This window comes from Halomonas sp. MS1 (assembly GCF_024182575.1).
Taxonomy (GTDB): Bacteria; Pseudomonadota; Gammaproteobacteria; order Pseudomonadales; family Halomonadaceae; genus Vreelandella.
Genome location: NZ_CP098926.1, coordinates 2,617,495 through 2,633,735, shown reverse-complemented (window position 1 = coordinate 2,633,735; position 16,241 = coordinate 2,617,495). Strand labels below are relative to the sequence as shown.

The window sequence follows — 16,241 nt, the reverse complement described above, 5'->3', positions numbered from 1 at the left end:
CTCCTTCGTCGATATCTATTGCAGGATTGCACTCTATGCCTTTTTACCTACGTGCTTCTACCGCCATTTTGTCGCTTCCACTGTTGTTATTGAGCCTTCCCTTACAAGCCGCTAGCTTTTTCTCACAGGTCGCTTCTGCAGCACCTCCCGGCGTTTCGCCCTTGCATCATCAACTACTCCAACTAGCCCCATCAGCAACGCCAGAGGCGCTGCGACTCGCCGCTCAATCGCTTAGCTGTGCGGACCCAACCGCTGAGCGCTTAGCCGTCATTGATTACTCGCTTCCGTCTACCGAGCCACGGCTTTGGGTCTTCGACCTGCATCGACATAAGCTGCTATTTGAAGAGCTGGTTTCTCACGGGCAAGGCTCTGGCGATGCGTTGGCAGAGGTCTTCTCCAATACCCCCGAGAGCCACCAATCCAGCATCGGGCTCTTTCGCACAATGAATAGTTATTATGGTCGTAATGGCTATTCATTGCGCCTGGATGGCTTAGAGCCAGAGGTTAATGACTTGGCGTTTGAGCGAGCGATTGTGATCCATGGCGCTGACTATGTTAGCGACGACTTTATTACCCAGACCGGCAGGCTCGGACGTAGCCACGGCTGCCCTGCCGTACGCGAAGACATCACGTATCCGCTTATCGACAGTTTGAAAGAGAACCAGTATGTCTTCGCCTACTACCCTGATGAAGAGTGGTTAGCAACGTCGCAGTTTCTGCGCTGCCCAAACGACAATGCTGCCCACCTAGCCCAACGCTGATAATCTTGCTATCAAAATTATCTAGCGGCGACGCTGCCCACTTTGTGAGACCAGCCTTAAGGCTGGTCTTTAAACTAGTCTTTAGAATTCGCCTTTGAGGCTGGTCTTAGAGACTAATCTTTGAGACTGATCCGGATACATTAAGAAACATAGTCCTCAAAAACGCAAGAGACTGGTTTTCATCATTAATACAAGGTAAATCCGGCACGCACAGCAACCACCTGCAATACTTTGTGACAAAACATCACAAAGCTATTTACTATTTTGCAGGTACTGGCCATGTTTGCTTTTATGCATCCGTATCAAACTATCCATCGCCTAGAGCAAGAAGTGGCAGCGTTGAATGCCCAATTAGAGGCTGAAAAAAAGCGCCACCGCTGTCGCGCGATCAGCTTGATGACGCCGGTTGAGTCGCTCAGCATGCTTCAGGCCAGAGGCGCGGACATGCTTTGTTCATTGAGCAAAGGCGTAGAAGTGCACGCTCAGCACCTTGCTGCCGAGCAATCGACACTTACTGACACTTTCAGCCGACTCCATAAAGCCGAGCAAAACGCACAAACGTTGCAGCAACACCGCCAACGCTGCCAGCAAATAGACGCGTATTTATCGTCCCCTTTAGTGACTGAGCAAGCCTTCCACGATATACGTCAGTTGAGTGTCGAATTAGGGCACAGCGCAGGCCATACACAAGCGTTAGCCATTACTGCGGCCTTGGAAGTCGCTCACTTTCATGAACAACCGGCAGGCATGCCAGCAATAGTCCAGGACCTGCAAGAGTTATCAGAACACTCTCGGCAATTAGCGCATCAGCTAGCGCAGTGGATCGAGCGCACCGCATTGCAAGTCAATGAAGATGCAAAGATCCGTGATTATCAGCAGCAGGAAATAAAGGCCTTAACCAGCGCCGCCCAAGCAGCAGAACAGGTCATTGAGCAGTTGATAGACCAGTCACGCCATATGTATAAGGTCATACACCACAGTACAACCACGGCTTATTTGCACGCCGCCAAACTCGAGCATGCGGTATGGAAAAGCCGCCTTTATAGGCAACTACTCTCTGCTCATCTGGAAGAGAATTTAGAAGATCACCAGCACTGCACGCTTGGGCATTGGTACTTTATGGGGGACGGTCATCGCTATAAGCATACGGAGGCTTACAAAGCGCTGGCGGCACCGCACAAGCGTTTTCATGAAAGCGGTTTAGAAGCACTTAAGTTTGCCCGCCAAGGTGATCATAATGGCCAGCTTGCGGCACTGGCTATGATGGAAGAAGCCAGCAGTCAGCTAGCGCTCCAGCTTGATAAACTGATGGAGCATGCCGTTTATGAGGTTCCCCTTTCAAATGGGCGCCCTTCACCATTAGCAGATTCACCTTGATGACGTGCTGTGGGCCTGCCTAGCAGGCGTACACATAACACACCCTTTTATGCCATGCTGAGTGGGTTACTGCGCTTTTAATCACTCACTCAGCAGGGAAGGCAATGTCGCAGATCAAAAAGCTAGATCTCGCTTTACAGGGCGGTGGAGCCCACGGTGCTTATACATGGGGTGTCATCGACCGCTTACTTGAAGATGACCGTATCGAAATAGAGGGCATCAGTGGCACAAGCGCTGGCGCAATGAATGGTGTGGTTATGGCAGACGCCCTCACCCGCGGTAACAAAGAAACGGCTCGTCAAGCGTTACACCAGTTTTGGAAAGCGGTTAGCCGAGCGGGGATGGCGAGCCCAATTCGCCGCTCACCACTTGATGTACTTACCGGAAACTGGTCCCTCGATCACTCACCGGGTTATGTGGCTATGGATCTTTTAAGCCGCTTGGTATCCCCCTACCAACTGAACCCTCTGAATATTAATCCATTGCGTGACATTGTCGCCGAACATATTGATTTCGAACGTGTAAGACGTTGTGAGCAGCTTAAGCTATTTGTGACAGCCACTAACGTTCGCACCGGCAAACAGCGCGTCTTTCGCCGCGAAGAGATGAGTGTAGATGCGGTGATGGCCTCTGCTTGCCTGCCATTTGTATTTCAAGCCGTTGAGATAGAGGGTGAAGCGTACTGGGATGGCGGTTATATGGGTAACCCAGCGCTGTTCCCGTTAATGGAGGAGTGCAGCGCACGCGATATTCTGTTGGTGCAGATTAACCCCATCAGTAGAGAAGAAGTCCCTACGTCTGCCTCAGCCATAATGAATCGACTAAATGAAATTACCTTTAATTCAGCCCTGATTAAAGAAATACGCATGATTGCGCTGCTTAAGCGCACCCTGGATGAACAGGGGATCGAAAACTGCTATCAGCAAGCGCTTTTCCACCGTATCAGTGGCGAACAGGCGCTAGAGGATCTCTCGGTATCCAGCAAAATGAACTCAGAGTGGCCGTTTCTATGTTACCTGTTTGAGCAAGGGCGAGAGGCCGCCGAACGCTGGCTAGAAACTCACTTTGAAGCGATAGGTGAACGTTCAACACTGGATATTGACGCTGTTTATTTGCACGAATAACCAGCACTCAGGTGTCGCACGTCTTCACCACAGATGCGCCACCTTGGTGCATTAGCAGCCTGCTACAACTCTCCATCTATCAAACAAACATATATAAGAAGCTGATTTTAAAATTAAAATAATTTTATGGCGAACTAATTGCTTAACTCTTACTGAATGATGGTAGGCGTGGACCAGGCCCAACGGGTACGAGTGCGTCGAACCTGCCCTTCAATGGCGAAGGCATGTTCTCGTTAACAACATAGCGCCTTTCCAAGCGCCATGTTTTGACCCACTCGTATCGTGCTCTGTGAGGCCATCCATGGACATTCGCAATAAAGCTAACCGCATTCGGCTATTCAACTTCTCTACCCCTCAAATGCGTGCGTTCCACTTCTCCTGGTTCGCGTTCCATATCTGTTTTTTTGGTTGGTTTGGCATCGCTCCACTGATGGCAGTGGTCCGTGAAGATTTATCACTCACCCAAACGCAGATCGGCAATACCATTATTGCCTCCGTTGCTATTACCGTTATTGTCCGCCTGCTCATTGGCGTGCTGTGCGATAAAATTGGGCCTCGTAAAACCTATACCGGTTTGTTGATGCTCGGCGCTGTGCCCGTTATGTGCATAGGTTTTGCCAATAGCTTTGAGACCTTCTTACTCGCTCGGCTGGCCATCGGCGCCATCGGTGCATCCTTTGTGATCACCCAATATCACACCACGATGATGTTTGCGCCAAATGTTGTGGGCACCGCCAATGCGACCAGTGCTGGCTGGGGGAACTTGGGCGGCGGTACGACGCAAATCCTGATGCCGTTGATCTTCTCAGGTCTACTAATGCTTGGCGTTAGTGAAACGCTAGGGTGGCGCTTAGCAATGGTGGTGCCTGGTGTCGTACTGTTTTTTACTGGGATTGGCTATTGGCTGTTTACCCAAGATGCTCCCGATGGCAACTTTAGCGACCTGCGCGCCCGCGGCGAGCTACCCGAAGCCACAGGTGAAAATAGCGCCGTACAAAGCTTTCTGACCGCAGCAAAAGATATTCGCGTATGGGCGCTGTTTATTGTTTACGGGCTCTGCTTTGGCGTCGAACTAACCATCAATAATATTGCCGCTATCTACTTCTTCGACAAGTTTGACCTGACGCTGGCAACCGCTGGTTTAATCGCTGGTTTATTTGGCCTAATGAATATTTTTGCCCGTACCCTTGGCGGCGTTTTTTCAGACCTGTTCGCCAAACAAGGCGGTTTAAAAGGGCGAGTCCGCTGGCTGTTTATCGCCTTAGTGTGTGAAGGAATAGCACTCATTGCCTTCTCACAAATGCACGTCTTAAGCCTCGCAATCGGCATCATGCTGGTCTTCAGCCTGTTTGTTCAAATGGCCGAAGGAGCAACATTTGGCGTGGTGCCCTTTATCAATAAAAAAGCACTCGGTGCTGTTGCCGGTATCGTGGGGGCAGGTGGAAACGTCGGTGCTGTATCCGCCGCCTTTCTGTTCCGTAGTGAAAGTCTTGGTTATCAACAAGGGCTTTTTTACCTTGGCATTACCGTATTAGTGCTTGCTTCCTGTGTACTGGTAGTACGTTTCAGCGATGCCACAGAAGCTGAAGAAGCAACTGCCTATCGTGATGCGGTTGGCGACGATACGAGCGCAGGCGCACTCTCACTGCGTTAGCACTCACTTACCCCTCTGTATGCTTTATCCGCGATGATTTTTTACGACACGTTTTCGCGACACATATCGCAACAGAGGGGATTTCATCTCAGGCGGGGAGTAAAAGGAAACCACTATGTCTTCAGCCCAACAGCTACTCTTAACCGCCCTTCGATGCGATATTGATAGCCTGCACCACTTAGCGACTACCTCAGAGATCGTTGGCGACATTAGCGGTTTTATCCATGCGCTCCAACGTGAACGAGGCGCCTCGACGATTTACCTTGTCTCGAAAGGTAAACGGTTTGCTACTCGGCGAAAGGAATTTGTACAGCATAGCCAAGAAGCCGAGACCGTTATGCGCCAGCGGCTAGAAGCGCTTACCGAAGAAGCACGACCACAGGCAGCGGCACGCTTACTCAGGCGGATCGCGGCGGTGTGGCTTGCCCTAGATGACTTAAACACGTTACGACAAGCCATTCATTCGTTTGCGATCTCTCCTGATGCGGCAACCCAAGCCTTTAACCACTTAATTAGTGGGCTCCTCGCCATTGTATTTGAAGCAGCAGATACCTCGGTAGACCCGGATATCACTCGCGCACTAGTGGCTATTTTCCACCTTATGCAAGGCAAAGAACTCGCTGGGCAAGAACGTGCCTGTGGTGCCTTTGGCTTTACTCATGGGCATTTCGACGATGCCCATCGCGAATTGATTCACCAATTAGTACGCGATCAGCAACGCTGCTTCGACACCTTTGAAGAGTTTGCCTCACCCGAGGCTGAACTTATTTGGCAGCAGACTCTTTCGCCGCGAACACTCGATGGGATTCAGCAGCTTCGCAATATTGCTTACCAACATGCCGGCCAAGACTCTCATCAAGAGGGCCGCGTAAACAAAACGCTTAGTGAAACATGGTACGACCTAACAACATTACGCATTGATAGCATCAAAGCCGTTGAAGACACCCTAAACCACCAATTAACGGCGCTATGTCATCAAAAAATCACTCAGGTGCATGCGACGTTAGAGCAGGCTAAAACACCTCTTAACCAGCCAACTCTTGCTCCCTGTGAGCAGCTTCTTGCCTTAAGCGATACACAGCCATTAGGAGAGCTGACAGCTAGCGCTTTAACCTCTCCATTAGGACGTTCACTGATTGAGCTTGCCCATGCCCAGTCGAGCCACCTTCAAGGTCTCAGTGATGAGCTGGAAAATACCCGTAAAGCTCTGCGTGAACGTAAGCTCATCGAACGCGCCAAAGGCCTTATCATGGCTCACCAGGAAATGACCGAAGAAGAGGCTTACCGTTTTTTACGTAAAACCTCGATGGATCACAGTAAAAGCATGGCCGATATGGCGCAGTCGATACTCGACCTTTCCTCTATGCTCAAGCGCAAAGACGAACACACGCACCCAAGCTGAAACAGCTATTTGCAACACTGCGGGCAATTAGCCATTCTAATATCTCCCCTTTCTGAATGAGCTAGGAGCACACGCTATGCAGCACCGTGTCCTAATGATCACTGGCGCCTCAAGTGGAATTGGTGCCGCCACCGCGCGAGCAGCCTCGCGTGAAGGCTATCAGCTGATACTTGCCGCCCGCTCTACCGAAAAACTTACCGCATTGGCCCAAGAGCTTGGCCCAGAAAACGTGCTGGCATGTGCGTTGGATGTCACCGACATGGCGCAACAGCAAGCAATGGTCGATCAAGCGATTGAAACATTTGGGCGTATCGATGCAGTCTTTGCAAACGCTGGGCGCGGTGGTTCTCCCGGCGGTTTTAGCGGTGCCGATCACGACGCTTGGCGTGAGATGATCCTGACCAATATTTACGGTGTAGGGCTAACGCTTCAGGCATGCCTTCCCGCGCTAAAGCGAAGCAAAGGGCATGTACTATTAACCGGCTCAGCTGCTGGACGAACGACGATTCCAGGCTCGATGTACAGCGCCACAAAATGGGCAGTGACCGGTATAGGCTATAACTTGCGTGAAGAGCTACGCGGAACGGGCATGCGCGTCACCTTGATTGAACCGGGCATGGTGGATACCCCTTTCTTTGATAAGTCACCAGAGCATGCGCTTGAAGATCGCGATATTGCCAACGCCGTGATTTATGCACTCTCTCAACCACCACACGTCGATGTGAACGAGATTTTAATTCGGCCAACGCCACCCACTGATTAAGCGACGCTACGAACGGGCAATAATGGCACCTTGCATTTCTTCTTACCTGCCCACATAACACTGGAATACCTAGCGTGCTAATAAATAACGCCGTAAATTTAGCCGCCCATACGCTTTTAAATGCAGGTGCCCCATGAGCCAACTCGCCAATACCGCCCTTTCCGTGCTCGATCTAGCACCGATTCGTCAAGGAGGTAGCGCTGAAGAAACATTTCGCAACAGCGTGTCCCTAGCGCAACGGACAGAACAGCTCGGCTATACGCGTTACTGGCTGGCTGAACACCACAACATTGCCGGCATCGCCAGCGCAGCAACGGCCGTATTAATTGGTCATGTTGCTGGGCAAACCTCCACGATACGCGTGGGCAGCGGTGGTATCATGCTACCCAACCATCCGCCCCTGGTGATTGCCGAGCAGTTCGGCACCTTAGAAACCCTTTACCCAGGCCGGATTGATTTAGGACTGGGCCGTGCGCCCGGTTCAGATGGCGCCACCATGCAGGCGATGCGCCGCAATGCACAGGCGGGCGTCGATGACTTTCCACAGCTGCTAAATGAGCTACAAAGTTACTTAGCAGATGCAGACCCTCAGCAGCGTGTGAAAGCCGTCCCTGGACAAGGCACCCACGTACCTATCTGGCTACTCGGTTCTAGTGGCTATAGTGCACAACTAGCCGCAAAACTCGGGCTCCCCTTTGCGTTTGCGGCCCAATTTGCACCGGGTTACTTATTTGAAGCATTGCGGCTTTATCGTGATAACTTCCGACCGTCGGAGCACTTAGACAAACCCCATGCCATGGTAGGGCTACCCGTTATCGCTGCCGAAAATGATGCCATGGCCCATTACTTAGCAACGACTTCTCAACAGAAATTTCTTAGCCTTATTCGAGGCAAGCCGACCCAGTCGCTGCCCCCGGTTGAGCAGATGGACTGGTCGCCGATGGAGCGCTCCCAAGTAAGCCAGTTCCTAGGTGCCGCCATCATTGGCGGGCCCGACACCGTCAAAGCTGAGCTAGAGGCCTTTCAAGCGCGGACTGGCGCGGACGAGTTAATGATCAATAGCGACTTTTATGATCATGCCGACCGCTTGCGTAGCTATGAAATCGTGGCTGACGTCGCTCGATAACTTATTAATGAAACGCTAAAACTATGACCACACTTAGCTTTACACCTATGACGCAAGAGGACTTCACGGTCTTCTGGCCTACTTTTCAGTCCATCGTTAGCGCTCAAGAAACGTACGCTATCGATCCTGACATTACCTTTGCAGCAGCTTATGCATTGTGGTGTCAGCAGCCCAAAGCGTCATTTGCGGTAAAAGATAGCCAAGGCGAGTTACTGGGCACTTACTATCTGAAAGCCAACGCTGCAGGCCCAGGCCAACACATCTGTAACTGCGGCTATATGGTAACGCCTGCTGCCAGGGGGAAAGGTGTCGCCCGCCAGATGTGCGAACACTCGCAGCAGGTAGCACGTCAACATGGCTTTGAAGCGATGCAATTTAATGCCGTGGTGGCCACAAACCAAGTGGCCGTTGCCCTGTGGCAACGGCTAGGGTTCACGATTGTCGGCACGATTCCTAACGCCTATCGGCACGCACCCCAGGGGTTAGTCGATAGCTACGTGATGTATAAAGCGCTGTAGTGACCACTTGATAACCAGGCACGCTTTATTGGTAGGACATCATAGAGAGGTCACCGAGTTATTTAAGGCAGCGCTGCAGAAGCTCTTCAGCGGCGACGCTGCCCAGCTCGGTTAAGTGGGCAATATTGCGTTCTGGGATTTGTTCCGTATCACCGTAAAAAGCAATCGCTTTTTCGACGCTGGCCTCGCGCAATAGATGAACCATCGCGTAGGGCGAGCGGTTAGTGTAATTCGCTGCGTCTTCAGGCTCAGCATCGGCAAAACAGTAATCAGGATGGAAGGTTGCTAGCTGATAGACACCTTCATACCCCAGGTCGACCAGCAGGCTTTCGGCAAGCTCGACATAATCCAGGTAGTGATCGAAGCTTTTAAACAGCGTAGGAAATACCAGCAGTGTGGTTTCCGTTTCCGGATGCTCGTTCAGCCACTCTACTTCGGCTATTAGTTCTTCCAATGCCACGTCGACTTTTTTCGAGCGCACCACCTCGACCCGAACGTTACCGCCGTCAAGCTCGCGCTTAGCAAACGGGCATATATTGTGCTCCACAATAAAGCCGCGTACCCACGCTAACGTTTGCTCTGCTATCTGGTTATCCGCCTCTTGCATCACGCCTACTACCTTACATTAGAGTGGCTATTACCACGGTTAGAACCTGCTCGTGTACCGGTAAGAAAGAGTGTACCTGCAAGAACCAGTAAATGCTTCAGACGTGTTCCTGAAACCGTGCCAACGCCACTTCATAAGACTTATGAATATGATCATCCATTAGGGCCCGAGCCACTTTTCCATCTCTGTTTAACGCCAGCTCCACCAATTGATGGTGTTGCTCGTCCAACTCTTGCCGAATAGAGGGCATTTTGGGCCCCAAGCGGCGATAGCGATCAAACTGGTCGTGCAGCTGCTCTATAAATCGCAGTAACCACACCGACCCACAAGGCGCCACCAGAGTGCGATGGAACTGAGTATGTAAACGCTCCCACTCCTCCCCTTTATCGAGTGATACATCCGCACGTTTTAAGCGATGAGCCGCCGCCAAAAGATCGGCTTCCCAGACCGCATCGCCGTGGGCAATGGCACGCTCAAACGCCATGCCTTCTAGTTCAGTGCGCAAGCGTGCAATATCATCCAGCTCTTCCCTCGACAGCTTCGGAACCCTGAAGCCACGTTGGTTTTCTTGGATTAATAAACCGTACGCCGCCAGTTTATTTAATGCTTCACGCAGCGGGCTTAGCCCTACCTGGTAGTACTCTTTCAGCGCATTAATGGCTAATTTTTCTCCCGCCGCAAAGCGGCCACCGACTAAATCTCTGCGCAACGCATCGTAAATAGGGCTGGAGGCTGTATCAGCAGCAGGAGGGATGTGCTTGTTCATTCCGTGATCCTTTTGCGCATCTTCGCGAACGCGTCTGTTAACGGAGATTCTAGGGCTAGGTGTTGACGTCTCACAATAGCCTAGCCTATATTCTATTTTATTCATAAAAATCGATTTTCAACAAAACAAACGATTAAGAGGCGAAACAGATGCTTTTAACTGAGATGCCGCTGCTAATGGCACTGGGCATATGAAACAGTCGGCACTCTTTTGGGCTTTCTTGCGTGTTGGCCTCCTCGGCTTCGGCGGGGGGCCGGCCATGATACCGCTAGTACGTGCTGAAGTTGTGACCCGGCACAAGTGGCTAACCGATGAGGAGTTTGCCGACGTACTTGCCATCGGCAACACGCTGCCCGGCCCTATCGCGACTAAGATGCCTGGCTATATCGGCTACCGGGTTGGCGGCATCAGCGGCTGTATTGCGGCGGTTATTGCCGTGATTGTGCCTATGATTGTGGCAATGATTGTCATGCTCGGTATTTTTAGTCGCTATCGCGACGTTGCCTGGATACGTGGCATGGGGCAGGCAGTTATTCCTGTCGTTATGATCATGATGGGGCAATTAACCTGGGATTTTTTCGACAAATCTCAAGCAGCTCTTGGCTGGCTAGCAAGCGTGCTAATGGCCGTTATTGCAGGTGGATTAATTTATTGGCTGGGTGTCCACCCTGGCTGGGTAATTGGTGCCATCTTGCTAACAGCCATGCTGCGCCCAACGGGTAAAAAACGCGTGGAGGGCTCGGCATGATCTATTGGGAGCTTTTCTTAGCGTTTTTCATTCCTAACATTATTGGCTATGGCGGCGGCCCCGCCATTATTCCTCTCATTGAAGCCGAGGTGGTTGGCCGTTATGGCTGGATGACCTCTCAGGAGTTTGCCGAAACCCTGGCCTTGGGCAACGCCCTCCCCAGCCCTATTGCGACTAAAATGGCGGGCTACATTGGCTATGACATCGCCGGCATTGGCGGTGCATTGGTGGCTGTTTCCGCGACGGTTATTCCTTCTTTAATGCTGATGCTGGGGGCATTGGGGCTGCTTTACCGTCATCGTGACTCTCCCCGCGTCAAGCGTATGAGCCAGTGGGTGCGCCCGGTCATCGCCATCATGATGGCGTGGCTAACCTTAGGCTTTCTACTCGAAAGCCTTAACACCAGCGGGGCTATCCATACGCTGATTATCGGCATAGCGGCCGCTATCGCCTTGTTGCGCTTCAACATGCATCCCGCCTTTGTGGTTATGGGTGCTTTAGCTTATGGAGGGATCATCATTCCATAACAGAAGACGCAGAAGCCTTATAACAATAAAAGCCATGCACCTAAGTTTAACGCGCCACAGCTCACAATAACTCAAGCACTATAAATGGGGAATCCAATGACCTTTAAATCACTCTTCACCACTACCGCGATAGCTGCAGCACTCTCTCTGCCTACCTTTGCGGCAGCCACAGAGCATTACCCTGAGAAGCCGATTGAATTTATCGTTCCCTGGGGGCCAGGTGGCGGCAGCGACCTGCTAATGCGCCTTGTTAGCAAGCACCTTGAAACAGAGCTGGAGCAGGCTGTCCCCGTTATTAATATGCCTGGCGCTAGTGGCACGGTAGGTCTGCGCGAAGCTTCCCGGCGAGATAGCGATGGATACACGATTTCGCAAATACATGAAGGTTTGCTAATTGCGCACCATTCGGGGGTTACCGACCTCAACTGGGACGATTTTGATGTCGTTTCCATGATGACCAGCGATAACTCAGTCATCGTAGTCAATGCCGATACGGGTTGGGAAACACTTGATGACATGCTCGAAGATGTCACTTCAAGTCCAGGTGAGTACCGAATGGGCGTTACGTTGGGTGGTATTCCACACTTATGGGCTGTGCAGTTTGAAGAATCCACTGGCACTCAGTTCGGCTATGTGGGGTATGAGGGGACCGGAGAGCGGTTACGCGCACTAGCAGGCGGCCATATCACAGTGGCTATTGAAGATTATTACTCCGCTCGCGCCTTCGTCGAAAATGGCGATTTGAATGTACTGGCAGCCGCGACCTCTGAACGCATCGAAGAGCTACCCGATACGCCTACGCTGAAAGAGCTAGGCCATGATCTGGAGTTTTTAGTCACCCGTGGCGTTGTTGTACCAAAAGGCACACCAGAATCGGTGATTACAACGCTGGAAAGCGCACTTAAAAATGTCGCTAACAGTACAGAATTTAAAACCGATATTGAGAACGTAGGCGGTACCGTTCGTTACCTTAACCGGGAAGATTACACCGCTTATTTAGAGCGCAATAACGCGTTCATTGAAAATAACGCCCACCTTCTTGATTAAGGTAACACCACGCTTGAGGAGGCCATTATGGAACGCAGAAGCCCTGAGATAGCGCTGACCTCTGCTTTACAGCTGCTGTCTTATCTCATTATCGCCCTAGGTGCTTTATTAATGGCCTTCAAGGCCGGCTCATTGCCGGCCTCTCGCTGGGAGCCCATGAGTGCTGGGGTCTTCCCACAAATTATTTTCGTTAGCATTGCAATTTTATGTGGTGTCGCTGCTATCTCTGACATTTCCAAGCACGGCTTACCACGCCTATCCTTTAGCGTTGCTTGGAAAAGGTTAATTGCGCTAAAGGCCGTCATCTTTAACCTAGTGTTCTTTATTATTTATGTGGCAATCATGCCTGTCGCCGGTTTTATTATCAGCACCTTTGCGTATTTACTTATTGCTCAATTTTATCTAGCGCCCAAAAAACCTATTACCGTATTGATTGCCATTTTCGTTGCCATCCTCTTTTCTACAGGGCCTTACTATTTATTTTCTGAGGTCTTCAATATCTATCTTCCCCGAGCTCAATGGTAAGGTGATCTATGACTGACGCTTTTCTCGTAGCGCTAGGGGGTGTCACTGAACCCTATACGCTATTACTCATGGCAGTAGCGACGTTTGCAGGTATTGTTGCCGCGGCAATCCCCGGCTTTACGATTACCATGGCAATTGTCCTTACCTTGCCACTCACCTTTGCTATGCCGCCAATGCAAGGTATTGCAGTCATGCTTGCTGTCTACGTTGGGGGCTTGAGCGGCGGCTTATTTAGCGCCGCTTTACTGGGCATTCCAGGAACGCCTTCGTCAGTTGCGACCACGTTTGATGCCTTTCCCATGGCAAGACAGGGCAACCCCGGCAAGGCGCTATCATTAGGATTATTTGCTTCATTTGTAGGCTCGATTATTTCTATTGCAGTGCTGATCGTTGCGGCACCACCGCTCGCACTTCTAGCCGTTAAGTTAGGCCCATGGGAGTATTTTGCCCTCATTATTTTTGCCTTAACCGTCATCGCCAGTCTGGTGGGTGATTCACTAATTAGAGGGCTGATTGCAGGCCTTATTGGTATCGGTATTGCAACGATAGGGCCTGATCCATTAATGGGTCGCGAGCGCTTTACCTTTGGTTATGAAATCCTTACGGCGGGCATCCCCTTCCTGGTTGTTTTAATTGGCATGTATGCCATGAGTCAATTGCTGTCAGAGCTGGAGAATAAAGGAGGAGATAATCACTCTTCTGGGGCACTGATTAGCGGGGATATGCGCCCTCACCTCTGGCAAACCGTAAAAGACATCACCCTGAAACCCATCAACGTTATACGCTCATCCTTACTCGGCGTATTTATTGGTGCAGTACCCGGTGCAGGTAGCTCAATTTCTAACCTGTTGGCCTACGACCAAGCTAAACGTGCTTCTAAACACCCAGAGACGTTTGGCAAAGGCGAGCCCCAAGGGGTAGTTGCTTCTGAATCAGGCAACTCCTCAACGGTTGGCGGTAGCATGATTCCCTTAATTGCATTAGGCATTCCAGGGTCACCCGCCGATGCAGTTCTCATGGCAGCCATTATGGTACACGGCATCAGCATTGGTCCGCGCTTAATCCTTGATCATCCCGACTTGGTTTACAGCATGTTTATTGCCATGGCGATAGCTTCTGTCTTCATGCTGTTAATCGGCGTTGTTTTGATGAAGGCTTTTTTACGGCTACTAAATGTACCGAAGTATATTGTTGTTCCCGTTGTGCTCGCTTGCTGCGCGATTGGTACTTACACCCTAAATAACCGCTTATCAGACCTTTATCTGCTTGCCTGCATCGGTGCCGTGGGCTACCTGCTGAAGAAATTGGATTATCCGTTAGCGCCTCTTGTACTGGGCGTTGTATTGGGCCCTATTGCAGAAACTAACTTAAGACGGGCTTTCCAGACCAGTGCTGACTGGACGCTCTTTTTCACTCGGCCTATATCAGCACTGCTGCTTACATTAGCGGTTGCCTCTGTGATTTACAGTATTTATAGCTATATAAAGCAGCGCCGTCTAATGGCTCAACGTCTAGGTGCCACCTCTAAATAGGAATACTAATGCACACTGATCCACACTATTACCCTTCCGCTTCACGTCGCATGGTTACCTTTGGCAAACGCGGGATGGTCGCGACATCTCAATCGCTTGCGGCACAGGTAGGTATTGATATTTTACGCAAAGGTGGCAATGCCATTGATGCTGCCATTGCGACAGCAGCTGCTTTAACGGTTGTTGAGCCGACCTCGAACGGTATTGGTAGCGATGCTTTTGCTCTGGTATGGGTAAAAGGTGAGCTACATGGCCTCAATGCTAGCGGCCCTGCTCCAAAGGGTATTTCATGTGATGCCGTTAAGGCTCTGGGCCATGAGGAAATGCCTGCCCATGGATTAGTCCCGGTCACCGTGCCTGGTGCGCCTGGCGCTTGGGCTGCGCTTTCAGAGCGTTTTGGTAAACTGCCGTTTGAGCAGTTGTTAGCACCAGCAATAGAATTAGCCGAAGAAGGTTTTGCTGTATCTCCAGTAGCGAGTCAGCTATGGGAAAGCGCCGTAAAGCGCTATGGTCAATACAAAGCAGCAGAGTTTACCCCTTGGTTTACGCACTTTACTTCCAATGGCCAGGCTCCCAAAGCGGGTGATGTTTGGCGCTCTCCAGATATGGCAAAAACGCTGCGTGAAATTGCCAACAGCCATGCGGATGCGTTTTATCAAGGAAGCCTAGCAGATGCGATGGATGCCTTTTCACGCCAGCATGGCGGCTTCTTACGCAAAGAAGATTTACAAGCATTCAAGCCGGAGTGGGTCAAACCCATCAGTGTCCGGTATCGGGGCCATGATATTTGGGAAATCCCCCCCAACGGCAGCGGGTTAATTGTGCTTCAAGCGCTGGGGATTCTTGAGTCACTAGATGACCAATCGACAGATCCGGTGGAAACCCTTCACCGCCGTATCGAAGCAACAAAACTGGGTTACGTAGATGGCTTACGCTACATCACTGAACGCTGTGCCATGCAACCCAGCGTTGAGCAAATGCTATCGAGTGATTACCTCTCGCAACGTGCAGGTCTTATTGGCCAAGACGCCATTAACCCGGTTCATGGCAATCCGCTAAAGGGCGGCACCGTCTACCTAGCAACAGCGGATGATGACGGTAATATGGTGTCATTTATTCAAAGCAATTTTGAAGGCTTTGGTTCTGGAATGGTCGTGCCTGGTACCGGTATCAGCCTACAAAACCGGGGTTGGTCATTCTCCCTAGATCCACAACATCCCAACGCGTTAGCACCCGGCAAACGCACTTACCACACTATTATCCCCGGCTTTATCACCAAAGATAACCAAGCCGTTGGGCCCTTTGGCGTGATGGGTGGCTACATGCAACCCCAAGGTCATGTGCAGGTAGTAACAGCGATGCTAGAGGATCACCTAAACCCACAGGCAGCACTGGATATGCCGCGCTGGAAGTGGACCAACGGCACAACAATTGAAGTCGAAGCCGATTTCCCCAACCACTTAGCACTTGCCCTAGCCCGCCGCGGGCATCACATCGTAAAAGTCGCCGACTCGATTACTTTTGGCCGGGGTCAAATCATTCTACGCGACCCTGACAGCGGCGTGCTCCAAGGCGGTACCGAGCCGCGCACCGATGGCGCGGTACTGCCTCTTTAAATTTTCGTTCACCCAACGTTCGCCACGAACTTTCAATATCCGTCTTGCAATACTGTCCGATAGCCAGCCTACTGCAGTTTACGCACTGCAGTAGGCTGGCTATCAACGCCAAAGCGTCGCATCATGGCACTCTTTCTTGCTAGGTACT

Annotated in this window: 16 protein-coding genes; 14 read left to right on the top strand and 2 right to left on the bottom strand. The window is 51.1% G+C overall.

What is annotated here, in order from left to right; translation table 11 throughout:
• Positions 1-35: 35 nt before the first annotated feature.
• The 8 genes from NF683_RS11940 to NF683_RS11905 all read left to right on the top strand — a co-directional run bounded on the left by NF683_RS11940 (position 36) and on the right by NF683_RS11905 (position 8,725).
• Positions 36-761: a murein L,D-transpeptidase catalytic domain family protein gene (locus tag NF683_RS11940; RefSeq protein WP_089038896.1), complete on the top strand. Its 726-nt coding sequence runs from the start codon at positions 36-38 to the stop codon at positions 759-761.
• A gap of 279 nt (positions 762-1,040) precedes the next feature.
• Entirely contained in the window at positions 1,041-2,138 is a 1,098-nt protein-coding gene (locus NF683_RS11935) for a CZB domain-containing protein (RefSeq protein ID WP_253920088.1), read from the top strand.
• Between the two features lie 104 nt (positions 2,139-2,242).
• Positions 2,243-3,262, top strand: a complete 1,020-nt coding sequence (locus NF683_RS11930; RefSeq protein WP_253920087.1) for a patatin-like phospholipase family protein — start codon at positions 2,243-2,245, stop codon at positions 3,260-3,262.
• Between the two features lie 301 nt (positions 3,263-3,563).
• Complete coding sequence (locus NF683_RS11925; RefSeq protein ID WP_253920086.1) at positions 3,564-4,916, top strand: NarK family nitrate/nitrite MFS transporter; 1,353 nt, start codon at positions 3,564-3,566, stop codon at positions 4,914-4,916.
• A 115-nt stretch (positions 4,917-5,031) separates the two neighbouring features.
• Entirely contained in the window at positions 5,032-6,318 is a 1,287-nt protein-coding gene (locus NF683_RS11920; RefSeq protein ID WP_253920085.1) for a nitrate regulatory protein, read from the top strand.
• Positions 6,319-6,394: 76 nt separating this feature from the next.
• Positions 6,395-7,081 carry an SDR family oxidoreductase gene (locus NF683_RS11915; protein ID WP_089038901.1) on the top strand — a complete coding sequence of 229 codons (687 nt, stop codon included), beginning with the start codon at positions 6,395-6,397 and terminating at the stop codon, positions 7,079-7,081.
• 133 nt (positions 7,082-7,214) lie between these two features.
• Positions 7,215-8,207 (top strand): LLM class flavin-dependent oxidoreductase, encoded by a 993-nt coding sequence (locus NF683_RS11910; RefSeq protein ID WP_089038902.1) that lies wholly within the window; start codon positions 7,215-7,217, stop codon positions 8,205-8,207.
• Positions 8,208-8,230: 23 nt separating this feature from the next.
• The gene (locus NF683_RS11905) at positions 8,231-8,725 is read left to right on the top strand and encodes a GNAT family N-acetyltransferase (RefSeq protein WP_253920084.1); all 495 of its coding nucleotides are present in this window, start codon (positions 8,231-8,233) and stop codon (positions 8,723-8,725) included.
• A 58-nt stretch (positions 8,726-8,783) separates the two neighbouring features.
• On the opposite strand, the gene NF683_RS11900 is transcribed toward NF683_RS11905, so the two are convergent.
• Positions 8,784-9,332 (bottom strand): DUF1415 domain-containing protein, encoded by a 549-nt coding sequence (locus NF683_RS11900; protein ID WP_089038904.1) that lies wholly within the window; start codon positions 9,330-9,332, stop codon positions 8,784-8,786.
• A gap of 97 nt (positions 9,333-9,429) precedes the next feature.
• On the bottom strand, positions 9,430-10,098 hold the full coding sequence (locus tag NF683_RS11895) for a GntR family transcriptional regulator (protein ID WP_089038905.1): 669 nt from the start codon (positions 10,096-10,098) through the stop codon (positions 9,430-9,432).
• A gap of 190 nt (positions 10,099-10,288) precedes the next feature.
• On the opposite strand from NF683_RS11895, the gene NF683_RS11890 reads away from it, so the two are divergent.
• From NF683_RS11890 to NF683_RS11865, 6 genes are all read left to right on the top strand, one after another.
• The gene (locus NF683_RS11890) at positions 10,289-10,846 is read left to right on the top strand and encodes a chromate transporter (protein WP_089038906.1); all 558 of its coding nucleotides are present in this window, start codon (positions 10,289-10,291) and stop codon (positions 10,844-10,846) included.
• Positions 10,843-11,373, top strand: coding sequence for a chromate transporter (locus NF683_RS11885; protein WP_089038907.1), 531 nt, complete (start codon positions 10,843-10,845; stop codon positions 11,371-11,373). The genes NF683_RS11890 and NF683_RS11885 overlap by 4 nt, the downstream gene beginning before the upstream one ends.
• A gap of 96 nt (positions 11,374-11,469) precedes the next feature.
• Positions 11,470-12,420 carry a tripartite tricarboxylate transporter substrate binding protein gene (locus NF683_RS11880; RefSeq protein WP_089038908.1) on the top strand — a complete coding sequence of 317 codons (951 nt, stop codon included), beginning with the start codon at positions 11,470-11,472 and terminating at the stop codon, positions 12,418-12,420.
• Positions 12,421-12,447: 27 nt separating this feature from the next.
• Positions 12,448-12,945: a tripartite tricarboxylate transporter TctB family protein gene (locus tag NF683_RS11875; protein WP_089038909.1), complete on the top strand. Its 498-nt coding sequence runs from the start codon at positions 12,448-12,450 to the stop codon at positions 12,943-12,945.
• Positions 12,946-12,953: 8 nt separating this feature from the next.
• Positions 12,954-14,477, top strand: coding sequence for a tripartite tricarboxylate transporter permease (locus NF683_RS11870; RefSeq protein WP_089038910.1), 1,524 nt, complete (start codon positions 12,954-12,956; stop codon positions 14,475-14,477).
• 8 nt (positions 14,478-14,485) lie between these two features.
• Positions 14,486-16,093 carry a gamma-glutamyltransferase family protein gene (locus NF683_RS11865; RefSeq protein WP_089038911.1) on the top strand — a complete coding sequence of 536 codons (1,608 nt, stop codon included), beginning with the start codon at positions 14,486-14,488 and terminating at the stop codon, positions 16,091-16,093.
• Positions 16,094-16,241 lie beyond the last annotated feature (148 nt).